The 18975-nt window shown below is 45.2% G+C and carries 12 protein-coding genes and 2 riboswitches; of the genes, 8 read left to right on the top strand and 4 right to left on the bottom strand.

From position 1 onward, the window contains the following. Positions 1-74 precede the first annotated feature (74 nt). From NCI00_RS06415 to NCI00_RS06425, 3 genes are all read right to left on the bottom strand, one after another. Positions 75-1172, bottom strand: a complete 1098-nt coding sequence (locus tag NCI00_RS06415) for a DUF5074 domain-containing protein (protein WP_253526149.1) — start codon at positions 1170-1172, stop codon at positions 75-77. After that, positions 1162-3072: a TonB-dependent receptor plug domain-containing protein gene (locus NCI00_RS06420; RefSeq protein ID WP_253526151.1), complete on the bottom strand. Its 1911-nt coding sequence runs from the start codon at positions 3070-3072 to the stop codon at positions 1162-1164. Before NCI00_RS06420 ends, NCI00_RS06415 begins: the two co-directional genes overlap by 11 nt. 117 nt (positions 3073-3189) lie before the next feature. Then, positions 3190-3401, bottom strand: a riboswitch (cobalamin riboswitch). 228 nt (positions 3402-3629) lie between these two features. After that, complete coding sequence (locus NCI00_RS06425; RefSeq protein WP_253526152.1) at positions 3630-4844, bottom strand: GTP-binding protein; 1215 nt, start codon at positions 4842-4844, stop codon at positions 3630-3632. Positions 4845-5176: 332 nt separating this feature from the next. On the opposite strand from NCI00_RS06425, the gene NCI00_RS06430 reads away from it, so the two are divergent. From NCI00_RS06430 to NCI00_RS06460, 7 genes are all read left to right on the top strand, one after another. Continuing rightward, on the top strand, positions 5177-5506 hold the full coding sequence (locus NCI00_RS06430) for a DUF6686 family protein (protein ID WP_253526153.1): 330 nt from the start codon (positions 5177-5179) through the stop codon (positions 5504-5506). A gap of 182 nt (positions 5507-5688) precedes the next feature. Next, positions 5689-8028, top strand: coding sequence for a TonB-dependent receptor (locus tag NCI00_RS06435; protein ID WP_253526154.1), 2340 nt, complete (start codon positions 5689-5691; stop codon positions 8026-8028). Positions 8029-8034: 6 nt separating this feature from the next. Beyond that, positions 8035-9243, top strand: a complete 1209-nt coding sequence (locus tag NCI00_RS06440) for a PepSY-associated TM helix domain-containing protein (RefSeq protein WP_253526155.1) — start codon at positions 8035-8037, stop codon at positions 9241-9243. 5 nt (positions 9244-9248) lie between these two features. Further along, the gene (locus NCI00_RS06445) at positions 9249-11657 is read left to right on the top strand and encodes a TonB-dependent receptor (protein ID WP_253526156.1); all 2409 of its coding nucleotides are present in this window, start codon (positions 9249-9251) and stop codon (positions 11655-11657) included. Between the two features lie 23 nt (positions 11658-11680). After that, positions 11681-13003 (top strand): DUF4374 domain-containing protein, encoded by a 1323-nt coding sequence (locus NCI00_RS06450; protein WP_253526157.1) that lies wholly within the window; start codon positions 11681-11683, stop codon positions 13001-13003. A 134-nt stretch (positions 13004-13137) separates the two neighbouring features. Further along, positions 13138-14412 (top strand): sialidase family protein, encoded by a 1275-nt coding sequence (locus tag NCI00_RS06455; RefSeq protein ID WP_253526158.1) that lies wholly within the window; start codon positions 13138-13140, stop codon positions 14410-14412. 352 nt (positions 14413-14764) lie between these two features. Continuing rightward, the gene (locus NCI00_RS06460; protein ID WP_253526160.1) at positions 14765-15469 is read left to right on the top strand and encodes a hemerythrin domain-containing protein; all 705 of its coding nucleotides are present in this window, start codon (positions 14765-14767) and stop codon (positions 15467-15469) included. Between the two features lie 73 nt (positions 15470-15542). Here NCI00_RS06460 and metE read toward each other — a convergent pair whose 3' ends face one another. After that, positions 15543-17849 carry a 5-methyltetrahydropteroyltriglutamate--homocysteine S-methyltransferase gene (gene metE, locus NCI00_RS06465; RefSeq protein ID WP_253526161.1) on the bottom strand — a complete coding sequence of 769 codons (2307 nt, stop codon included), beginning with the start codon at positions 17847-17849 and terminating at the stop codon, positions 15543-15545. 91 nt (positions 17850-17940) lie between these two features. After that, a riboswitch (cobalamin riboswitch) is annotated at positions 17941-18089 on the bottom strand. Positions 18090-18489: 400 nt separating this feature from the next. Here metE and NCI00_RS06470 point away from each other — a divergent pair. Next, the gene (locus NCI00_RS06470) at positions 18490-18969 is read left to right on the top strand and encodes a Fur family transcriptional regulator (RefSeq protein ID WP_114065789.1); all 480 of its coding nucleotides are present in this window, start codon (positions 18490-18492) and stop codon (positions 18967-18969) included. The last annotated feature ends 6 nt before the right edge of the window (positions 18970-18975 follow it).

An 18975-nucleotide genomic window follows, 5' to 3' on the forward strand; every position in this document is an offset into this window, starting at 1 on the left:
TAAAATATCATGGCTGTTAATGGGTATTGACTTACCCGTCAGTCGGTTCAAAACCGTCCGACGGGCTTCGGGTATTATTTTTTAAAGAAAAAAGTACTCGGTGCGATTTCGGCCTTGACCGAATCAATCAATGTACCGTTGGGTTGATAGCGGAGAACATAGCCAGCTTGTTTGAAAGAGGGCACCAAACCGGCATAAATTACGCCCGTTTGCGGGTCAACGCCCAACCCACCTGAAAATAACCGATTGATGAAAGGTTTATCAGCCACTACGGCCGCCGCATCGATGGAAAAGCTATAGGTTTCGCCTTTTTGGAGGTAGCCGTCGGCCGCGTCGTAGAATGAATTGGTGAAATAAATGGTCTTTTTGTCGGCACTCAACGTGAACGAACTGGGCGATTTTGACGCATTGGGCGACGTAATTTTAAAACGTGTTTCCACCGTTTTGGTTTGGGTGTTTAGCCGTACCATTTCTCCTCCCGCATACAGCCAAAGTTTGTTATTGACATCAAGACCCACCAAGTCAGGATTTCGGCCAATTTCGATGGATTGTTTAACGGCATCAGTGGCAATGTCGATAACGGTAATTTTTGTCATTCCGCTTCCCGTATTTCCCACAAAGGCTTCGTTGCCAATGACTAAAATGCTTTCGGCGCCGTTTTGGACGGGGATTTTCTTGGTCAATTTGTTGGCGGTCAAATCAAGCACGGCCACGTAGCCAGGGTTTTTGTAAAAATTAGAAAAATCACCCGTAGCATCCCAGCAAGTAACATAGGCCTTGGTATCGGTTGCTTTGGCCACCGCCCGTGGGTTTTCCACTTCGGTGGATGGAATTGACGTCAGACTTTTAAACGTTCTGGCGTCGACGATTTCGATGCCGTCTTTGCCCGCCGTGGAGTTATCGACGAGGATAATGCCCTTTTCGTTGACTTCGGCATAACCGCTCAAGCTCCCCGAAAGCGTACGACTGTTTTCTTTCTGAAAAATGTCATACGAGGCGGTCGTAGAAGTTCGTTGTACCAGAGAAATAGACCCGTTGTTGTCCAGAAAATTTCCCGCATTAATGACGAGTACACCATTGTCGTAGGGTTGCGACGGCACGGGGTCGGGGGTGTTGCAGGCGGAGAAGCCAACGCTTAAAAGGCTGATAATAAGCAGATAATTACGATTCATTTGTGGATTGTTTTGATTGAAAATAAAAAATAACGTTGAGTGATAGTGTTCTTAAGGGCATCGCGTTTTTCTTGAGATTGGGATACACCGTGTTGGTTAGGTTGTTTCCCTGAAGCGCGACATCGCTGCGAAAGTTTCTTTTTTGAAATTGATAATTCAACACCGCGTTCAGCAAATAATAGGGGGCAAAAGGCCGACCCGAGTGGTCAAAAGTGCTGTAACGCTCCGAATTAAATTGCTGTTGCACAGTGAGAGAGGCTTTACCGTGGGTGGCGGTAAGTGTTCCTCCAAACGTGTGCCGTGGCACATAAATGAGTTGTTTTCCGATAAAGTCTTGGGTGTAAGGCCCGTAGGTTTTTTGTTGCGAAGCATCGGTCATACCATAATTTAGGTTGGCATCCAACTGCGTTTTATGCCATTGGGTTTTTAAGCCAAACGTAAATTCAAGCCCTTTGGAAAGTACCTGCTGGAGGTTTTCGACCCGATAATTGCGTTCTGGATTCCAATAAGTCCAGTCGTCGATGAGGTTATGAAACGCGGTGATGGATACCGAAAATTGATTCATTTCGGCCAGCCGTTGTTTCCAAGTCACGCCGATTTCTTTGTTGAAACCGCGTTCGGGGCGGAGTTCAGGGTTGCCCAAATTGACCCAGTAACGCTCATTCAGCGTTGGTACACGGTAACTGAGGGAGGTATTTCCGCTTAAACTGATTTTGGTAAGCGGACGCGTAAACGCGGTGTACTCCACCCCCAACGACGGGGTAAAGGGGGGGCTAAATCGGGTTACGAAGGCTTGCCGCAGGTTGAGCGATGCGCTGAGTTTTCCGTTGAACTGATGTCGGAGTAAGGCGTAAAAGTCGGCCCGATTTTCTCGTTTTACCTCATCTCCGTAGCCATCCACCCGGGCATTATAATGCACCAATTCGGCCCCAATTTTGAGATTAGTGCCTTTGTCGCAGCTTTGAATCCACGAAAAATCGTGCTCGGTACGGAGAATAAAACGGTCGATTTCGGTATGGCTGGGGGTTAGATTTTCTCCTTTTCCGTAATCAATCACGTCCCGGATGAAGCCCGTTCGTATCAGCGTTTTGCCAATCTGATACGAACCCAGCACGCGGTAGGCCTGCGTACGGGTGACTTCACGCAACGGAACTTGATGGGGCTGAATGGTGAGGGTATTGTCGGTCAGCCAGAGATTAAGCGAGAATAGATTGCCTTTTTGATGTTGCCAATACAGGTCTTGCACCGCGCCTTTTTGGGTAGTTCGGGTGGGCTCAAACGAATAGCTTTCGCCTTGGCGGGTGCGTTGGGGTTCGCTCCCGAAATAGTTATTAAATATACTGCCGTATAAAAGGGTTTTGCCCGAAATTGTCCAATTCTTGCCTGCATTCTGATTGAAACGTAGCCCTACCTGACCCGTATAATTTTCGGAGCTTTCGAGGCGAAAAGCGGCCAAGGTTTGAAGCCCTTTTTGCCTAAAATCGGGTACGGAGCGTAGTTGAATACTGCCCCCCACTGCATCGGTACCGACGCAGCTTGCCGCCGACCCGTACTGCACGCTCATTTGGTCGAAGCCCGCCACGGGAATCGTCGAAAAATCACTTTGCCCCAACGACGGCGAATTGATATTCACCCCGTTCCAAAGCACCGCTGTATGATTGGCGGAAGTTCCCCTAAAAGCAATGCTTGTGGCCTGCCCTGCTCCGTAACTTTTGAACGCCACTGGGCTTTGAAACTGTAGGAAATCGGCCAGCGTGCTGTAACGAAAGCGTGTCAGTTGGACCGAATCAATTTCCTGCACTTTTTGTCCCACCATGAAGCGCTCGGGCCGCACTCCCCGCACGGTTACTTCGCAGAGGCTTTGCTCTTTTTGGGCGTAGAGGTGCGGAGCAATAGCCATTAATACCATGAAAGGTATGCAGCTAACAAACCGCAGGAGCTTGTAAATCAAGGTATTTTGCCGAAAATGTGAACGTGAAATCGAACGCTCGACGTTGCCTCATTACCCGTAAGGACTCGTCAAGAATGATTGTTGGCAGGTCTCCTGGCTTGTTTCGTTGGCGCTGGTCTTCCCATTCTTTTTAAATTCAGAACAGTGACTAAAAGGTGAGCGACAATGTATTGAAACATACAGTTGCGGGAACAGCCCCCGAATTGAACGGGATTCCCTATTAAGCCAATCGGCACGCACTGAGGCGTACATCAGGCACCAATAACTGGCTCAAAGGTAGAGCAAAAGAATCCGTTTGTCAACTTCTATTTTTAAAATATTCATTCATTTTTTTTGAAAAGTAAAGTAAAATGAGTGCTTCTATTTTTACAATCCCGTTGATTATCAATTAAATGGCTTTATAAAACAATACGTTAGAAGGTGCTTCAATATTCAGGGGGGGAACCCGGCCAATTGTCATTTCTGGCCAATTAGGTACCCCAATAATAGGGGAGAAGCCGTCCCCTTTAAAGGGGGAAAGGGTCGGGAAAAACCTGTTTTGTTTCCATCGCGTTGATTTCAGTATCTGTACACAGACAGGCTTGCAATTCTTTTTCGATGATTTCTTGATTGAGGTCTTGTCCGATAATGACCAACTCGTTTTGGCGGTCTCCAAAGCGCTTGTCCCATCGGGTTTCAATGATAGATTTATTGTCAACATAAGCCGCGTAGCGAATGCGTTGATTGAATGGCATACTTGCCCACCAGACCCCGGCGCTTTCGGCCCGCAATGAACCACCCGCTTGACTCCAGTTGATGGCCTCATTGGGGCGGGAAGCAATCCAAAATAATCCTTTGGAACGAAGAATGCCCGCGTGCCAATCGTTGGAGAGGTAATGCCAAAAACGCTCATGATGAAACGGGCGGCTTTCGCGAAAGACGAACGAACTGATGCCGTATTCAACCGTTTCGGGTGTATGGGTTTTGCCCGTTTTGAGATTTTCTAACTCTTGAATCCACCCCGCCGATTGTTCGGCTTTTTCGTAATCAAAAAGCCCCGTATTTAGAATGTGCGACGTAGATACGTTGCCAAAACTAGATTGAATGATTTTAGCGACTGGATTGAGAGACGAGATAATCGCCTTTAATTCACCTAATTGAGCTTGAGAAACTAAGTCGGTTTTATTAAGAATGATTATGTCGGCAAACTCTATCTGGTCAGTCAAAAGATTGACAATGGTGCGGTGGTCTTGCGGGTCTTCATTGAGGGCTCGGGTATGCAGGGTATCGACCGAACCAAAATCTTTGGCAAAATTTAGGGCGTCGACGACCGTAATCATGCTATCAATTTGGGCAAAACGGGACAAGTCAATGCCGTTTTCTTCGTCTTTAAACGTGAAAGTCTGCGCGATAGGTACGGGTTCAGAAATTCCCGTCGATTCAATCAATAAGTAATCAAATCGGTTTTCTTGGGCCAATTTTTCCACTTCAATCATCAAGTCTTCGCGTAGAGTGCAACAGATGCAGCCATTTGACATTTCAACGAGTTTTTCTTCAGTTCTGGAAAGGGTACTTTCCCGTTCAACCAGTTGAGCGTCAATGTTTACTTCACTCATATCGTTGACAATCACGGCCACTTTTAGCCCTTCTCTGTTGTGTAAAATATGGTTGAGTAGGGTGGTTTTTCCCGCTCCTAGGAAGCCACTCAGTACCGTAACGGGTAGTTTCTTTTGCTTATTCATACTTTAGATTTTTATTTGCAACAATGTTGCAAATATGGATGGATTAATTTTATTATGCAACAATGTTGCATAAATTAAGATTTCTACAAGTACCAATATGAAAAGTCGCCGATTTTAGTTGTGGCTCAAAACTGGTTATTTTAATAAGAGGTTTAAAAAAAGAGCGAAATTATTTGGATTGAATCTAAATAGTCTATTCCTTTGTCCATTATTTATAATTAATCTAAATAAATACAGTCATTCGTTTAACTTTTGAAAAAGGAGGAGAGTGATTGAGAAATGATATAATCCATCCTGCCATTGCTATGCGTTTACCTAAAAACAGCACTCTTATGACACACCAACATCCCTTTAAAACCCTTCTCGAAAAAGAGTACGGATACGTAGGCGTATGTGAAATCTGTAAGGTTTATCACATTGCTTTTAAGAACATTATGTTTTGTTTGAATGAAAGTGAATTTGAGTGGTTTCGGCAATTATTGACCGAAAAAAGAATGATGGAAACCTATGAAACGCCACATGGTAAAGAGTTGATTCATTACACGCCTTTATCCAATTTTTATCTCCTTTTTTCTCACGACGAACTGCGTGAGTTGCTCACACTAATGAATGAAGTAGCCCTCACGGTAGAGGCGCGGAAAATGCTCAAACATGTCAATTGATGCCTTTAGTATTTTAGTTATCTAGCTGTAATACAATTTTTTAGGTTGTTGATGCTTTGGCTTCAACGCGGTTTTGTTTTGTCGTACTATACTTTACCTTACTTATTTTTTACCAGTTGTTTTACCAATCAGTCATACCTCTTTTTATAAAAATGAACCTTATTTGTATCCCCACTAAAACAATGAAAATCTACCTTTCCCTTGCATTTTTATTCCTATCCTGCTGGGCAATGGCCCAACACGCAACCATCAAAGGCCGCATCACAACGAGCGACGGCAAAGCGGCCGAATTTGTGAACGTAAACCTGAAAGGAGCGGGCAAAGGAACCGTGACCAACCAAGAAGGTGAATTCTTATTTGAAAAAGTGAAAGCGGGCAATTACGCACTTCAGGTGAGTTTTGTCGGGCTAGAGACCCAAACTCAAAGCGTGACGGTCACGGCGGGGCAGGTGTCGGACGTAAACGTAGTATTGAAAGAAAATCTGCGCCAATTGGAAGAAGTGGTCGTGACGGCTTTCCCCAATAAATACAATGCCGATATGCCTTCGGTTTCGCTGCGGTTAAAGACGCCGTTGATTGAGACGCCCCAAAATATTCAGGTACTGACCAAAGCGTTGATTAACGACCAACAAATTTTTGACATGCTCGAAGGCGTAACCCGCAACGTGAGCGGGGTGACCCGCCTCGAACATTGGGACAACTACGCATTGCTGAACATGCGCGGCTCGCAAATTGCGGCTTTTCGCAACGGTATGAACGTTCAGATGCCTTGGGGACCGCTTGCCGAAGACATGAGCATGGTAGAAAGCATCGAATTTGTAAAAGGCCCGGCGGGTTTTATGATGGCCAACGGCGAGCCTAGCGGGTTTTATAACGTGGTAACGAAAAAGCCAACGGGCATTACCAAAGGAGAAATGACGCTGACGTTGGGAAGTTTTGACACCTACCGCGCCACCGCCGACTTTGACGGCTTGCTGAGCAAAGACGGAAAATTGCAGTACCGCCTCAACTTGATGGGCCAAATGAAAGGCTCGCACCGCGACTATGAATTTAACAATCGCTATTCGGTGGTACCCGTGATTAAGTACAAAATCAACGAGAAAACCTCGTTGACGGCCGAATACACGTATCAATATTCACAAATGTCGATGATTGGCTCGGCCTACGTGTTTTCGCAAAAGCCCTACGAGCACTTGCCCGTAAACTTTACCCTGACGGAGCCTAATTTAGACCCAACCAACATCAATGACCACAGTTTATTATTGATACTGAATCACCAAATTAACAAAGACTGGAAACTGACGGGGCAATTGGCGTACTATAATTACAACCAAATCGGGACAAGTATGTGGCCCAGTTCGGTAAATATCGACGGGACAATTCTGCGCGGTATTAGTATCTGGGATGCCTTGGGAATCAATAGAATAGGGCAGATTTTTGTGAACGGAGACGTCAAAACGGGTGGTGTTACGCATCGTATTCTGGCGGGGCTGGACATGGGGCAGAAAGAATATTTTGCCGATTGGGCGCAGGGCAGTACGTTGAAAGGGGCCGTTCCTTTCAATATCTATAATCCCGTCTACGGAACAGTACCCGCAGATTCATTACCCGTATTTGACCGTTCGAAGAGCCTTCGGAGCCGTGGGGTGAATTATGGACAAAGTTATTCGGGCTTATACGTGCAAGATGAACTGCGTTTTTGGGATGGAAAAATTCGGCTGACCCTGGCGGGAAGATACACCACTGCCAAAGACTATGACCCGTATTCGGGCAGTGTAAAAAGCAGTAAATTTACGCCACGTATAGGTATGAGCGTTTCTTTGAATAAAAGCACTTCTGCCTACGCAATGTACGACCAGGCCTTTATCCCGCAGGCAGGGGCGGATGTGAATGGAAAGAGTTTTGACCCCATTACGGGCAATAATACCGAAGCGGGTTTGAAAAAAGAATGGATGGGTGGGCGTTGGAATTCGACCGTTTCGCTGTACCAAATTACCAAAAATAACGTCCTGACCGCCGACCCAAACAACCCGAATTTTTCAATTCAATTGGGGCAAACCAAAACCAAAGGAGTGGAGTTTGATTTGCGCGGCCAACTGCTCCAAGGCCTCGATTTGACCCTAAATTATGCTTACACCGACGCAAAAGTGACCAAAGATACCGACGAAAAGAAGGTGGGTGTGGCCGTAGCGGGGGCAACAAAGCACATCACCAACGCGTGGCTTTCGTACCGCGTTAGCAATGGCCACCTGAAAGGTTTGGGCGCTTCGTTGGGCTATCAGTGGCAGGTAAACCGTTCGTCGTGGTACGTATTTGACGGAACGAACCAGGCGCTCCCCAATTATTTCCGCCTCGACGGAGCCGTGTCGTGGCAGAGCAATCGCCTGACGGTGGCGCTCAATGTCAACAACTTACTGAATGAGTACTTGTTTTCGGGCGCGCCCTATACGTGGTTGAACGCGTACTATTGGCAAACCGAGCCGCTCCGCAACAGCCGTCTTAGCATTGGTTATAAATTTTAATCAACCATGAAGTTCAAAAAAATCATTGGACTGCTGCACCTGTGGCTTGGGTTGGCGTCGGGGATTGTGGTGTTTATCATCAGCTTTACGGGATGTTTGTACGCTTTTCAGGAAGAAATTCTGAATGCGACCGAGTCCTTCCGATACGTTGAGCCGAGGGCTTCTGTTCAGTTATCTCCTTCTGTTTTGAAGGAGATAGCCACCCGACAGTTGCCCCACAAGCATCTTCATGCCATCATGTATTCGGGCAATGCCAAAGCCGCTCAAGCCATATTTTTTCACTTCGACCCGTCGTATTATTACATCGTGTACCTCGATCCTTATACGGGGAAAGTGCTGAAAGTCAAAGATATGGATGCAGACTTTTTTCGGATTGTGTTGCAGGGGCATTTTTATCTGTGGTTACCTCCCAATATTGGCCAACCCGTAGTGGCGTATTTCACGCTGGCCTTTGTGGTGATGCTTATTTCGGGGATTATGCTGTGGTGGCCCAAAAACCGAGCAGCGGCCAAACAACGCGTTTGGTTTCGGTGGAGAGAAGGAATGCAGTGGAAGCGTAAAAACTACGATTTGCACAACATTTTGGGTTTTTATGGGGCTTTTTTCATCCTTATTTTGGCCGCAACGGGCTTGGTATGGGGGTTTCAGTGGTTTGCGAGTTCGGTTTATACTAGGCTGGGAGGAGATAAATCACTGCTTTTTGAGGAGCCTATTTCCGCCATCACCCAACCCATTTTGCCTTCTTCTCCAGCCCCCGCCATTGATCGGATTTGGCATCAAATGCAACAAGAACACCCCAACGCCAAGACCTTGGAAGTGCACATTCCTGAAACAGATTCCTCTTCTATTGCGGTGAATATCAACGAAGAAGAAGGCACCTTTTGGAAAACGGATTATCGCTATTTTGACCAATACTCATTGCAGGAGTTGCCCGTCAATCACATTTACGGACGCTTCAAAGACGCGACGTTGGCCGATAAAACTTTTCGGATGAACTACGATATTCATGTGGGGGCCATCGGTGGATTGGCGGGCAAAGTACTCGCTTTTTTTGTCAGCCTGATTGCGGCGAGTTTGCCCATCACGGGATTTTACATTTGGTGGGGCCGCCGTGGAAACGGCCGTAGTGGAAATGGCCGCCGTATTCAAAGCGACTCAAATAAAGTACTGAACACAACTGACAGAACTGCAACAAAACCGGTGTTGACCAAATAGGAGGCATGAGAATCGTTTCTATTACCATATTATTTACGCTGATTTATCTCAGTGGGTGGGGACAAACAGCTACCATCAGAGGTAAGGTGTACTCCAAAGAAAACGGCGGCGTAAGCTACGCTGGCATAAAGTTGACCCAAAGCAATAAAACCATCATTGCCGATCACAATGGATTTTTTGTGTTAAAAAACGTACCCTTTGGGCAAGACGAGCTTATTGTTTCATCGGTTGAGATTGAGACCCAAAGGATAAAAGTGAACGTCAATAAGCCACAGATTGACGTATCCATCGTTGTCAAACCCAAAAACGTTGATTTGAATGAAGTTCTAGTTATTCAGAAATCGGAGAAAAAGGAGATTGAAACCAAGGGATTTGCCGTCAACGTCATCGAAACCAAAGAAGTGGCGCAACGCAATTTCCAAACCAATGAGTTGCTAGACCGAACCGTAGGTATCAGAGTGCGTCAAAATGGCGGGCTGGGTTCGGCCGTAAATTACAACCTAAACGGGATGTCGGGCAACTCAGTTCGGGTTTTTATTGACGGCATTTCGATTTCGACTTACGGGGAGTCTTTTAGCCTAAATAGCATTCCGCCCGCGCTTATTGAGCGAATCGAAGTGTACAAGGGCGTTATTCCTGCCCATTTGGCCGACGACGCCCTGGGGGGAGCCATCAATGTTATTCTCAAAAAAGGGTCAATGAACAACCTAACGGCCGCTGTTTCGTATGGGTCATTCAACACCTTCCAAACCAATTTCAACGGTACTTACCGTGACGAAAAAACGGGTTTTACGGTGAGGGCGTCGGCCTTTCACAACTATTCAGACAATGACTACGAGGTGTGGGGCAAATTCGTCAGAAATATTCTTCCGAATGGCCGCTACGAGTACGTTAGGGCCCGAAGATTTGACGACGCTTACCGCTCAACGGGTGGACAATTACAGGCGGGATTTACCAATGTTAAGTGGGCTGACCAGTTTTTGATTGGCTATAATGGCTCAAATGACTACAAAGAAATCCAGCATGGTACCTATATGTCAATTCCTTACAAAGGCCGCACCAGTGAGTCGCAATCCAATGTATTCAGCCTAAATTATGTCAAGAAAAATTTCCTAGTTAAAGGGCTGGAATTCAACGTAAACGGAATGTACAGCAAACGCGGTCAGGTGGTGAGCGATACGGTCAAGTGGAATTATAATTGGTACGGTCAAATAAGCGTTGGCCTCAACGGCGACCCTATTTTGAGGCCAACGGGCGCTCAGCAAGCAGCCCCAACCCTAAATCACATCAACAGAAATGTGAGCACATTCCGAGCGGGTTTTAATTACGAAGTTACTCAAAATCATCGTTTTGTGGTGAACCACATCTATTATGCCATTGACCGAAGGGAACAGGATTTTATGCGTTCTGAAATCGAGCGGGAGTTTATCGGGACCCGTAATCTGGAAAAAAACATCACTTCTGTGGCTTATGAGTTGCAGGCTTTCAAAGCAAAGTTGAAAAACAATCTCTTTTATAAGTACTATGGGCAGGGAATCGACCGCATGGACCCTGTGCTGCGAATGGTGGATGGCCAAAGCACGCGTACTGAAAACCGAACCAATAGCCATAAAACCGCCAAAGGATACGGGATGGCTTTATCGTACGCGATTACGCCCCAATATACCCTTTTGGCTTCCGCCGAAAAAGCGGTGCGTTTGCCTTCTGAAAATGAGGTATTTGGAAGCCCAGGAGAAAATATCGTAGAAAACTTTGGGATTCGTCCTGAGGTGAGCAATAATCTAAATGTCGGGCTGAATGCGGGCACTTTTTACGCGGGAAAACACAAATATTCGTTCACTGTTTCGGGCTTTATTCGTGACACACGCGACAAAATAACCCAAAGAATCAACCCAAGGGTGAATGATGCCCTGCAAACCAATCCTTACGAAAACATTGGGAAAAACAAATCCATCGGTTTTGAGTCAGATTTTCGCTATACGTTTGATAATAAGCTGATTGTGGGGGTAAATATGTCAAAATTCAACTCAGTTTTCAATGTTCAATTCGACGAAAACGGGCGAGAATATCCCTACTTCAATAAGCAGCTTCCCAACGAACCTTACTGGACCGCCAACGGCAATGTTCAGTACACGCTTAAAAACCTGTTCCTGAAAAATTCCGCGTTGAATCTGTATTACAGTTTCCATTTTGTCGAGCGGTTTTATACTTCGTGGCTAGAAATTGAAGACTTCCGAACCCCACGCCAGTACATTCAGGACATTGGTTTGAGCTACGCCTTTCCTAATAATAAGTTTGTCATTACCGCCGATGCCAAAAACTTCTTTGATCGTCAGGCGTACGACAACTTTGCCGTTCAGAAGCCTGGTCGCGCTTTTTATCTGAAAATCAACTATTTAATCAATCATTTTTAATAACCAATCCATATCAAAATCCAATGAAAACTCAGTTAACAAATTTTTTACGCTATACCACAGTTATTACGGCATTTACCTTGGCGAGTTGTGATAAATCGGATTCGGCCGATGATGTTGACCCCGTAACCAACCAAAGTCGATGGATTACGGTGGCGGGTGCCTTGATGGGAACCACCGCAGGCGATGGAAACGGCGGCACGGTCGTGTATTCGGTGAGTAAAGAAGATGCAAGAAACCCGAATGTGTCAATAAGCGTTTATGATCAAGGTTTTCCCGTAAAATCTACCAGAACTGCTCGTTTACAATCTTCGGAAGATGGAAATACGCTTTTCAATATTGCTTATTCGGGAGATAATGGAGGAGAATTTGCCCGCTACAAAGTAGGTGGAGCAGGAAGTTTTGTACAAGAAGACGTTACGGTAAATATTTCTCAATATGCTACCACAACGCCCCGTTGGTCAAAATTGATGGATGGAGATAAAACGGGGGTTGCATTAAATATTGCAAACATTGCCGCCAACAACGCTACCGATAAAACCAAGCCGTTTCAATATTATCGAGGTACAGCAACTGTGCTATCACTTGACCTGCAAAAAGTGTTGATAAATGGGTATAAACAATACCAAGTTCCTTTATTGGCCGAAGAAGAATTAAAAGGCCACTGTTTTTTTCGTTTCGATGCTCCATTACTCAACAAAGCACAAAATAAACTCATTCTCGGCACATGGATGCGTAAGTACAACCCTGCTACGGGCCTTACTGAAAGTACTTTTGACCGCTTAGGGACCAAATCGGTTGTTGTGGATTATCCGTCACTCGAAAACCCGAAAGTCATTACTTCAACGGTAAGTTTTGGCGACAACAGCGGCTACCGTAGTCCTAATGCTTTTGTGGCAGAAGATGGAAATATCTACCAAGCTACTCAGCGTGACAGCAAAGGTTCGCACATCCTCAAAATTAATACCAACAACGAGTACGATAACTCGTACATCTTTAGTTTAGATGCCGCGCTGGGCGTTAAAAACGCATACGTTGATAGTTGGAAATATGCGGGTGACGGTATCGCTTATGCGCTTTATACCCACGATGGCACCGAGCAAGGCTACATCGCTCGCTTGGACTTGAATGCCAAAACGGCCACCAAAGTCAATATTGAATACGATGCTGATTTGAATTTTGGACAATACCAGGGTATTTTGGTGAGCGGTGATGAAGTTTTTGTGGCCGTTACGCCCGTTGGCAAAGACGGAAACATCTACATCTTTAACAAAAAAACGGGAGCGGTGACAAAAGGAGCAAAGCTTGTCAACAAAGCAGGTAATCACTACATCGGTATCTTCTGATTAAACCGTTCAGATAGTTTAATAAGGTGGCCTTGAATTTATTTGGAATAATTATAAATAGACACTACATTTGTCGGCCACCTGAGTCCAAACGAAAAGCTTTTTAGCGTTTAATTCATCACTACATATACAAAATGAAAAGTCTCTTTTTTTTAGTTTTCACTATGTTCCTGCTTGCGGGTAACGTCCCTTCAGGGGCTAATAATCCGCTTTTTGCCGACGAAAGTCGTGCCTACGCTTTGCCAACGCTCGCCAAAAATAACAAAGGCGAGGCGGTGCTTTACTGGACCGAGAAAGACGATAAAAACGTGGTTTATCTTTACTTATCGGTGTCGAAAGACGGTGGAAAAACGTTTTCTGACAAGAAATTGATTTTTGCCGATGCTGGTTTGGGCAATGGCCGATTGGCTCGTCCGAAATTGTTGTTCAAAAAAGATGGAACGATGGCGGCGGTTTTTTCTTTCCGTTCGGGAGCAGCTACGCCGCCTAGAGAGCAAAAACCCGCTCCAACGGCCCACGAAGGCGGCCACGCAAACCATGATAAACCCGCAGCAGCTCCTGCGAGTGGCGGCCGACCCAAGAGAGAGTCGCAAATTAGATACACCGTTTCAAAAGATGGAGGAAATACTTGGACAGCGCCAGTTTCGGTCGACAGTGACCCAACGCCTTTGGTGAGAGGTTTTTTCGACGCCGTGGTATTGCCAAATGACGAAATTGCGGTGGCTTATCTGAAAGATGTAAAAAACAGCACCAAACACGAAGAGCGAGATTTGCGGATGGTGATTACAAAAAATGGTGTTTTTCAGGAAGAAAAACTCATTGACCCCGTGGTGTGCGATTGCTGCAATATCAGTTTGTTGGTTGATTCAAAAGGCATTCTGAACGTTTATTACCGTGACAATAACAACGATATTCGGGACATTGCCAAAATGACCTCAGCCGATAATGGCGCTACTTTTTCAAAATCGCAAATTCTTTTCAACGACCAATGGCAACTGAAAGGTTGCCCGCACAGCGGAGCGAGTTCCAGTGTTTTTGGCGAAAGTGTCCTGATTTCTTGGTTTTCGGGAACCGCCACCAATTCGTCTGGTTTGCGCGTGGTGACCAACGAAGGGAAACGCCTGTTTGTTTTGGATAACCCAACGGCCAAAAATTCGTACCTCGTGACCGCCCCCAATGCGTCGGTGGTGGTGTGGGAACAAGTCAAAGAAAAAAGTGAAGAAGGGGTTACGTTGATTGGACTTCGGAAAATTAGCCCCAACAATGTTTCTGAAACACGTTGGGTTGAAAACTCCGAAAACGGAACCAATGCGAGCGTTTTGGTGACCGACAATGAGGCCATTGTTGCTTATGAAGTGAAGCAGGCCAACAAATTGAATACAATCAAAGTTAGCACCGTTCGCCTTTAGGATTTCTTCAACCGGCCCAGTGAATTGGTGTTTCTGCCAGTTCACTGGGTTTTTTGTATTTCAACTTTTAAGTACGTAGCGTATATGGGTAAGAGTTTGGTTAAAAAATATCCCTAGGATAATGGTTGACTAAAGCGGTATGAGGTTGTTCTTTTGTGAGTGAGTAGGAAAAAATTATATGTTGAAACATAGTAAAGCCAATGGTTATCAAATAATTAGCAATTAATAGGGGTAAAATAGACGATTGTGGCCAATTTGGAAGGGGGTAAAGAAAAATTAAAAAAAATATTGATATAATTATACTTTTTGGGTTGTTTTTTCTTAAATTTGCTTAAACTCAAACCCCAAAATAATGACCGCAATAAACGAGTTTATCGATTCTGAAAAGGTACATCAGCTTGTATTAGAACGGTTTGAAGTAAAACCTTCGAATCAACCTGGTATGGTGGCGGGAGAGCTGCACCAAACGATGGATATGGATCCTGAATTAGTGGAACTCATTCAGGATTTGTATACTAATTCAGAGGGCTTTCCATTTGAAAAGATGTATAAGTTTTCGCTTGAGGAAATTTTGACGTATTTACAGGCAACGCATCGGTATTATCTTATGAAAAAGCTGCCCGAAATCGAACAGTCGTTGGTGGATATTTTCAGTAAGTACAGCGAGAGTTATCAATTATTGGCGAGTTTGGCCTACTTTTTTAATAATTATAAAGCAAAATTAATTGACCATATTCGCTTTGAAGAGAAAGATTTATTCCCGTACATTCAGCTGTTAATCAAGGCCTCCAAGGGGGTACAAAACACGCTGAAATTGGCCTCAAATCCCGACTTCAGTATTTGTGGTTTTATGGAGGCGCACGCGTGCATTGAAGATGAATTAGAACAAGTAAGTACCTTGATTAAGCGCTATTCGGGCAATCAGGCGCTGCCGTTGCCGTATAAAATTTTTCTCAATCAGGTTGAGTTGTTTGAGATGGAACTGCGCAAACACGCCATCATTGAAGACCACGTCTTGGTGCCGATGGCGTTGGAATTGGAGCGAAATTTGAATTGATTTTTTTCAATAAGGGGCGATGGGTGAACTTTTCATTGGCAAAGCCTTCAACTTTGCCAATGAAAAGTAATCATTACGAATAAGATTCCTGTTCTACCAACCTACGTATTCTGCCAGCTGCCTCCACCATATTTTTGAGAGCGGCTTCGGTTTCGGGCCATTTACGGGTTTTTAGGCCGCAGTCTGGGTTGACCCACAGGTTTGTGGCGGGGAGTACCGTCAATGCTTTTTTCAACAATCCAACCATTTCTTCCACCGTGGGCACGCGGGGGCTGTGAATGTCGTACACGCCAGGCCCGATTTCGTTGGGATAATTAAAACCAGCAAAGTCATCCAACAGCTCCATCTGCGAGCGGGATGTTTCAATCGTGATTACGTCGGCATCCATGGCCGCAATATTTTCAATAATATCACTGAATTCCGAATAACACATGTGGGTGTGAATCTGGGTTTCGTCCCGCACTGCCGCCGCCGACAAACGAAACGCTTGCACGGCGTGGTCGAGGTATGCTTTGCGGTCACTTTTACGAAGTGGTAATCCCTCTCGGATGGCGGCTTCGTCGATTTGAATGATTTTGATGCCCGCTTTTTCCAAATCAGCTACTTCGTCCCGAATAGCCAGCGCTAACTGCATCATGGTATCGCTGCGGGGCTGGTCATCGCGTACAAACGACCACTGTAATATCGTAATCGGGCCCGTCAGCATACCTTTCATGTATTTTTGGGTAAGTGACTGCGCGTAGACCGTCCAACGAACCGTCATAGGTTGTAGACGTTCAATGTCGCCGTAAAGAATCGGTGGTTTTACGCAGCGTGAGCCGTAGCTCTGTACCCAGCCGTTTTGGGTAAAAACATAGCCTTCGAGTTGTTCTCCGAAATATTCTACCATATCGTTACGTTCAAACTCACCGTGAACCAAAACGTCCAATCCTAGTTCTTCCTGCCACATTACCGCTTTTTGAATGTGTTCTTCAATGGCTGCTTCGTATTGTTTGGGTGTCAGTTCCCCTTTTTTATACTTTGCTCGAAGTTGACGCACATCTTCCGTTTGCGGAAAAGACCCAATGGTGGTTGTAGGAAAAAGTGGAAGATTCAGCAGGGACTTTTGCTTGTTTTGTCGTACCTCAAAAGGGCTTTTGCGCTGGGTATCTTTCTCTTTAAGCTCCGTCACTCGTTTTTTTACGTGTTGTTTATGAATCAACGGCGAAGTTCTACGGCTCATAAGCGCTGCTTGATTCTCTGCCAATGCATTCAGGTTGTCATTTACAGCAATGTCGTATAAATCAGTTATTTCCTGCAATTTTTGTTTGGCAAAGGCCAGCCAGTTTTTGATTTCTTGGGGCAGGTCTTTTTCCAATGCTAAGTCTGACGGGCAATGCAATAACGAACATGAAGGGGCAATCATGACCCGGTCTGGGCCCAGTTTTGCCACGGCTTTTTGGATGAATTGCAACGACTTAGCATAGTCATTTTTCCAAACATTACGCCCATCGATGATTCCTAGCGACAGCGACATGGGCTCTTTCAGGGCAATCAATAGGTCGTCAAATTGGCTCGGAAAACGAACCAAATCAACGTGTAATGCACAGACGGATAGATGAGAAGCGGTCAGGATGTTGTCGCGTAAGCCGTCAAAATAAGTGGTTAGCAGCGTTTTTAGGGTTGGAAATTGGGCCCGAATGGTTCCATAGGCCAATCGTAATGCATCCTTTTCTTTGTACGTCAAATCCAGCGCTAGACAAGGCTCGTCAAACTGAACCCACTCGGCACCAGCGGCGTGGAGCCGTTCGAGTATTTGACAATAAACGGGGAGCAGCTGGGGGAGCAGGTCTAACCGATGAAAGCCTTCCTCTTTTTCTTTGCCCACCAACAGATATGAAACGGGTCCTAACAAAACGGGCTTGGTCAAAATACCTAATTGCAAGGCCTCCTCAAATTCATTGAAAATCTTGTTAGATGCGAGACGAAAGGATTGATTTTTGGTAAATTCTGGAACGATGTAGTGATAATTGGTATCAAACCATTTGGTCATTTCCATGGCTTTGATGTCGAGTCCATCTTTCTGGTATCCGCGTGCCATGGCAAAATACATGTCGAGGGCGTTGTTTTGGGGATGAGCCGATAAGACGGCCTGATAGCGCTCGGGTACGGCATCGAGTGTAAGGCTCAGATCCAGCACATGGTCGTACAACGAAAAATCGTTGGAAGGAATCAAATCGATACCCGTCGTTCGTTGCAGTTCCCAATGCTGACGGCGCAGGGATGCACCCACAGCCAGCAATTCCTGTTGGGAGATTTTGCCTGTCCAGTAGGATTCACAGGCTTTTTTGAGCTCGCGCTGGCTACCAATGCGGGGGTAGCCAAGGTTGTTTTTTAGCATTTGCTTAAAAGGAGTTGATTGAAACAATAAATTTTGGGTAACTTATTGTCCTTCCCTTTTGCTTGACTACTGCTTTAGGTCGTGAAAGCATGGGTCAAAACGTTTGGGGGCGAGTGTCTCGGCTCGCAGCGCTCTAAGGTGCTGCTTACGGTTGCACGTCAGCTCGTGATTTACACACGATTCCTTTTTAATTCTGACACTTTAAAAAGTAAGTCAGAAACCTCCAAACGGCAATTATAATGAAAGAACTTTGGCAAAAATAAGGGAAGAAAATATTAGAAGACATAAAAACTAATTATATGAATAAGAATAGATAAAAAGTCTATATTAATATTGTATTGTAATTTAAAAATAGCCTTTTTTCTTATAAAATAACACATTTTATCTTTTAAAGATTTGAAAAAAAGACCCTCTCAACAAGGGTAAGAAAAGTAAGTAGCTGCTTAGCGGGGGGGGAAGAGTAGAATAATTGGGCGTTTTGGTTTTGGAATGTATCTTTCATTTACAACGTCGGCGAGGTTCCAAACCTCGCCGACGTTCTTTGCGTTTGAATTAAAGATTTCTTTTCTATTGTTTGTAATTAATCTAAATAAAAGTAAATTTGTGACATAGATGCACCCGCTATTCTTATTTATAGATTATGCACACTTCACACCTTCGAGCAGCTACGTTGCGACTGGACCAGTTTCTGGAGTTGAAAGGCTTCCGCCGTACCCAAGAACGGTATACGATATTGGAAGAAATATATTCGCACCACGACCATCATCATTTTGACGCCAACCAACTGCGTGAAATCCTGCTGGAAAAAGGATTTCACCTCAGCATGGCAACCGTTTACAACACGCTTGAACTGTTTGCGGAAGCGGGTCTGATTAAAAAACACCAATTTGGCAATTCGCCCGCGTCGCATTATGAACGCACGCTCGGCAGTCGGCAACACGACCACGTAGTTTGTTTGGACTGTCACTGCGTGAAAGAATTTTGTGACCCGCGCATGGGTTCCATCGAAAATACCGTTGGTGACTGGTTTCAAACGCAAGTTTTACAACATTCACTTGTATTTTATGGGCATTGCACCGACGAACTTTGCCCTCATAAAGCAGGAAAAAATGTCAATTAAGGGCAT

This window comes from Runella salmonicolor (genome assembly GCF_024158025.1).
Classification (GTDB): Bacteria; Bacteroidota; Bacteroidia; order Cytophagales; family Spirosomataceae; genus Runella; species Runella salmonicolor.

Coding starts and splice junctions, on each gene's coding strand:
- NCI00_RS06440 (WP_253526155.1), top strand. CDS start 8,035: ATGAAGTTCAAAAAAATCATTGGACTGCTGCACCTGTGGCTTGGGTTG.
- NCI00_RS06420 (WP_253526151.1), bottom strand. CDS start 3,072: ATGGCTATTGCTCCGCACCTCTACGCCCAAAAAGAGCAAAGCCTCTGC.
- NCI00_RS06430 (WP_253526153.1), top strand. CDS start 5,177: ATGACACACCAACATCCCTTTAAAACCCTTCTCGAAAAAGAGTACGGA.
- NCI00_RS06455 (WP_253526158.1), top strand. CDS start 13,138: ATGAAAAGTCTCTTTTTTTTAGTTTTCACTATGTTCCTGCTTGCGGGT.
- NCI00_RS06460 (WP_253526160.1), top strand. CDS start 14,765: ATGACCGCAATAAACGAGTTTATCGATTCTGAAAAGGTACATCAGCTT.
- NCI00_RS06425 (WP_253526152.1), bottom strand. CDS start 4,844: ATGAATAAGCAAAAGAAACTACCCGTTACGGTACTGAGTGGCTTCCTA.
- NCI00_RS06445 (WP_253526156.1), top strand. CDS start 9,249: ATGAGAATCGTTTCTATTACCATATTATTTACGCTGATTTATCTCAGT.
- metE (WP_253526161.1), bottom strand. CDS start 17,849: ATGCTAAAAAACAACCTTGGCTACCCCCGCATTGGTAGCCAGCGCGAG.
- NCI00_RS06450 (WP_253526157.1), top strand. CDS start 11,681: ATGAAAACTCAGTTAACAAATTTTTTACGCTATACCACAGTTATTACG.
- NCI00_RS06415 (WP_253526149.1), bottom strand. CDS start 1,172: ATGAATCGTAATTATCTGCTTATTATCAGCCTTTTAAGCGTTGGCTTC.
- NCI00_RS06470 (WP_114065789.1), top strand. CDS start 18,490: ATGCACACTTCACACCTTCGAGCAGCTACGTTGCGACTGGACCAGTTT.
- NCI00_RS06435 (WP_253526154.1), top strand. CDS start 5,689: ATGAAAATCTACCTTTCCCTTGCATTTTTATTCCTATCCTGCTGGGCA.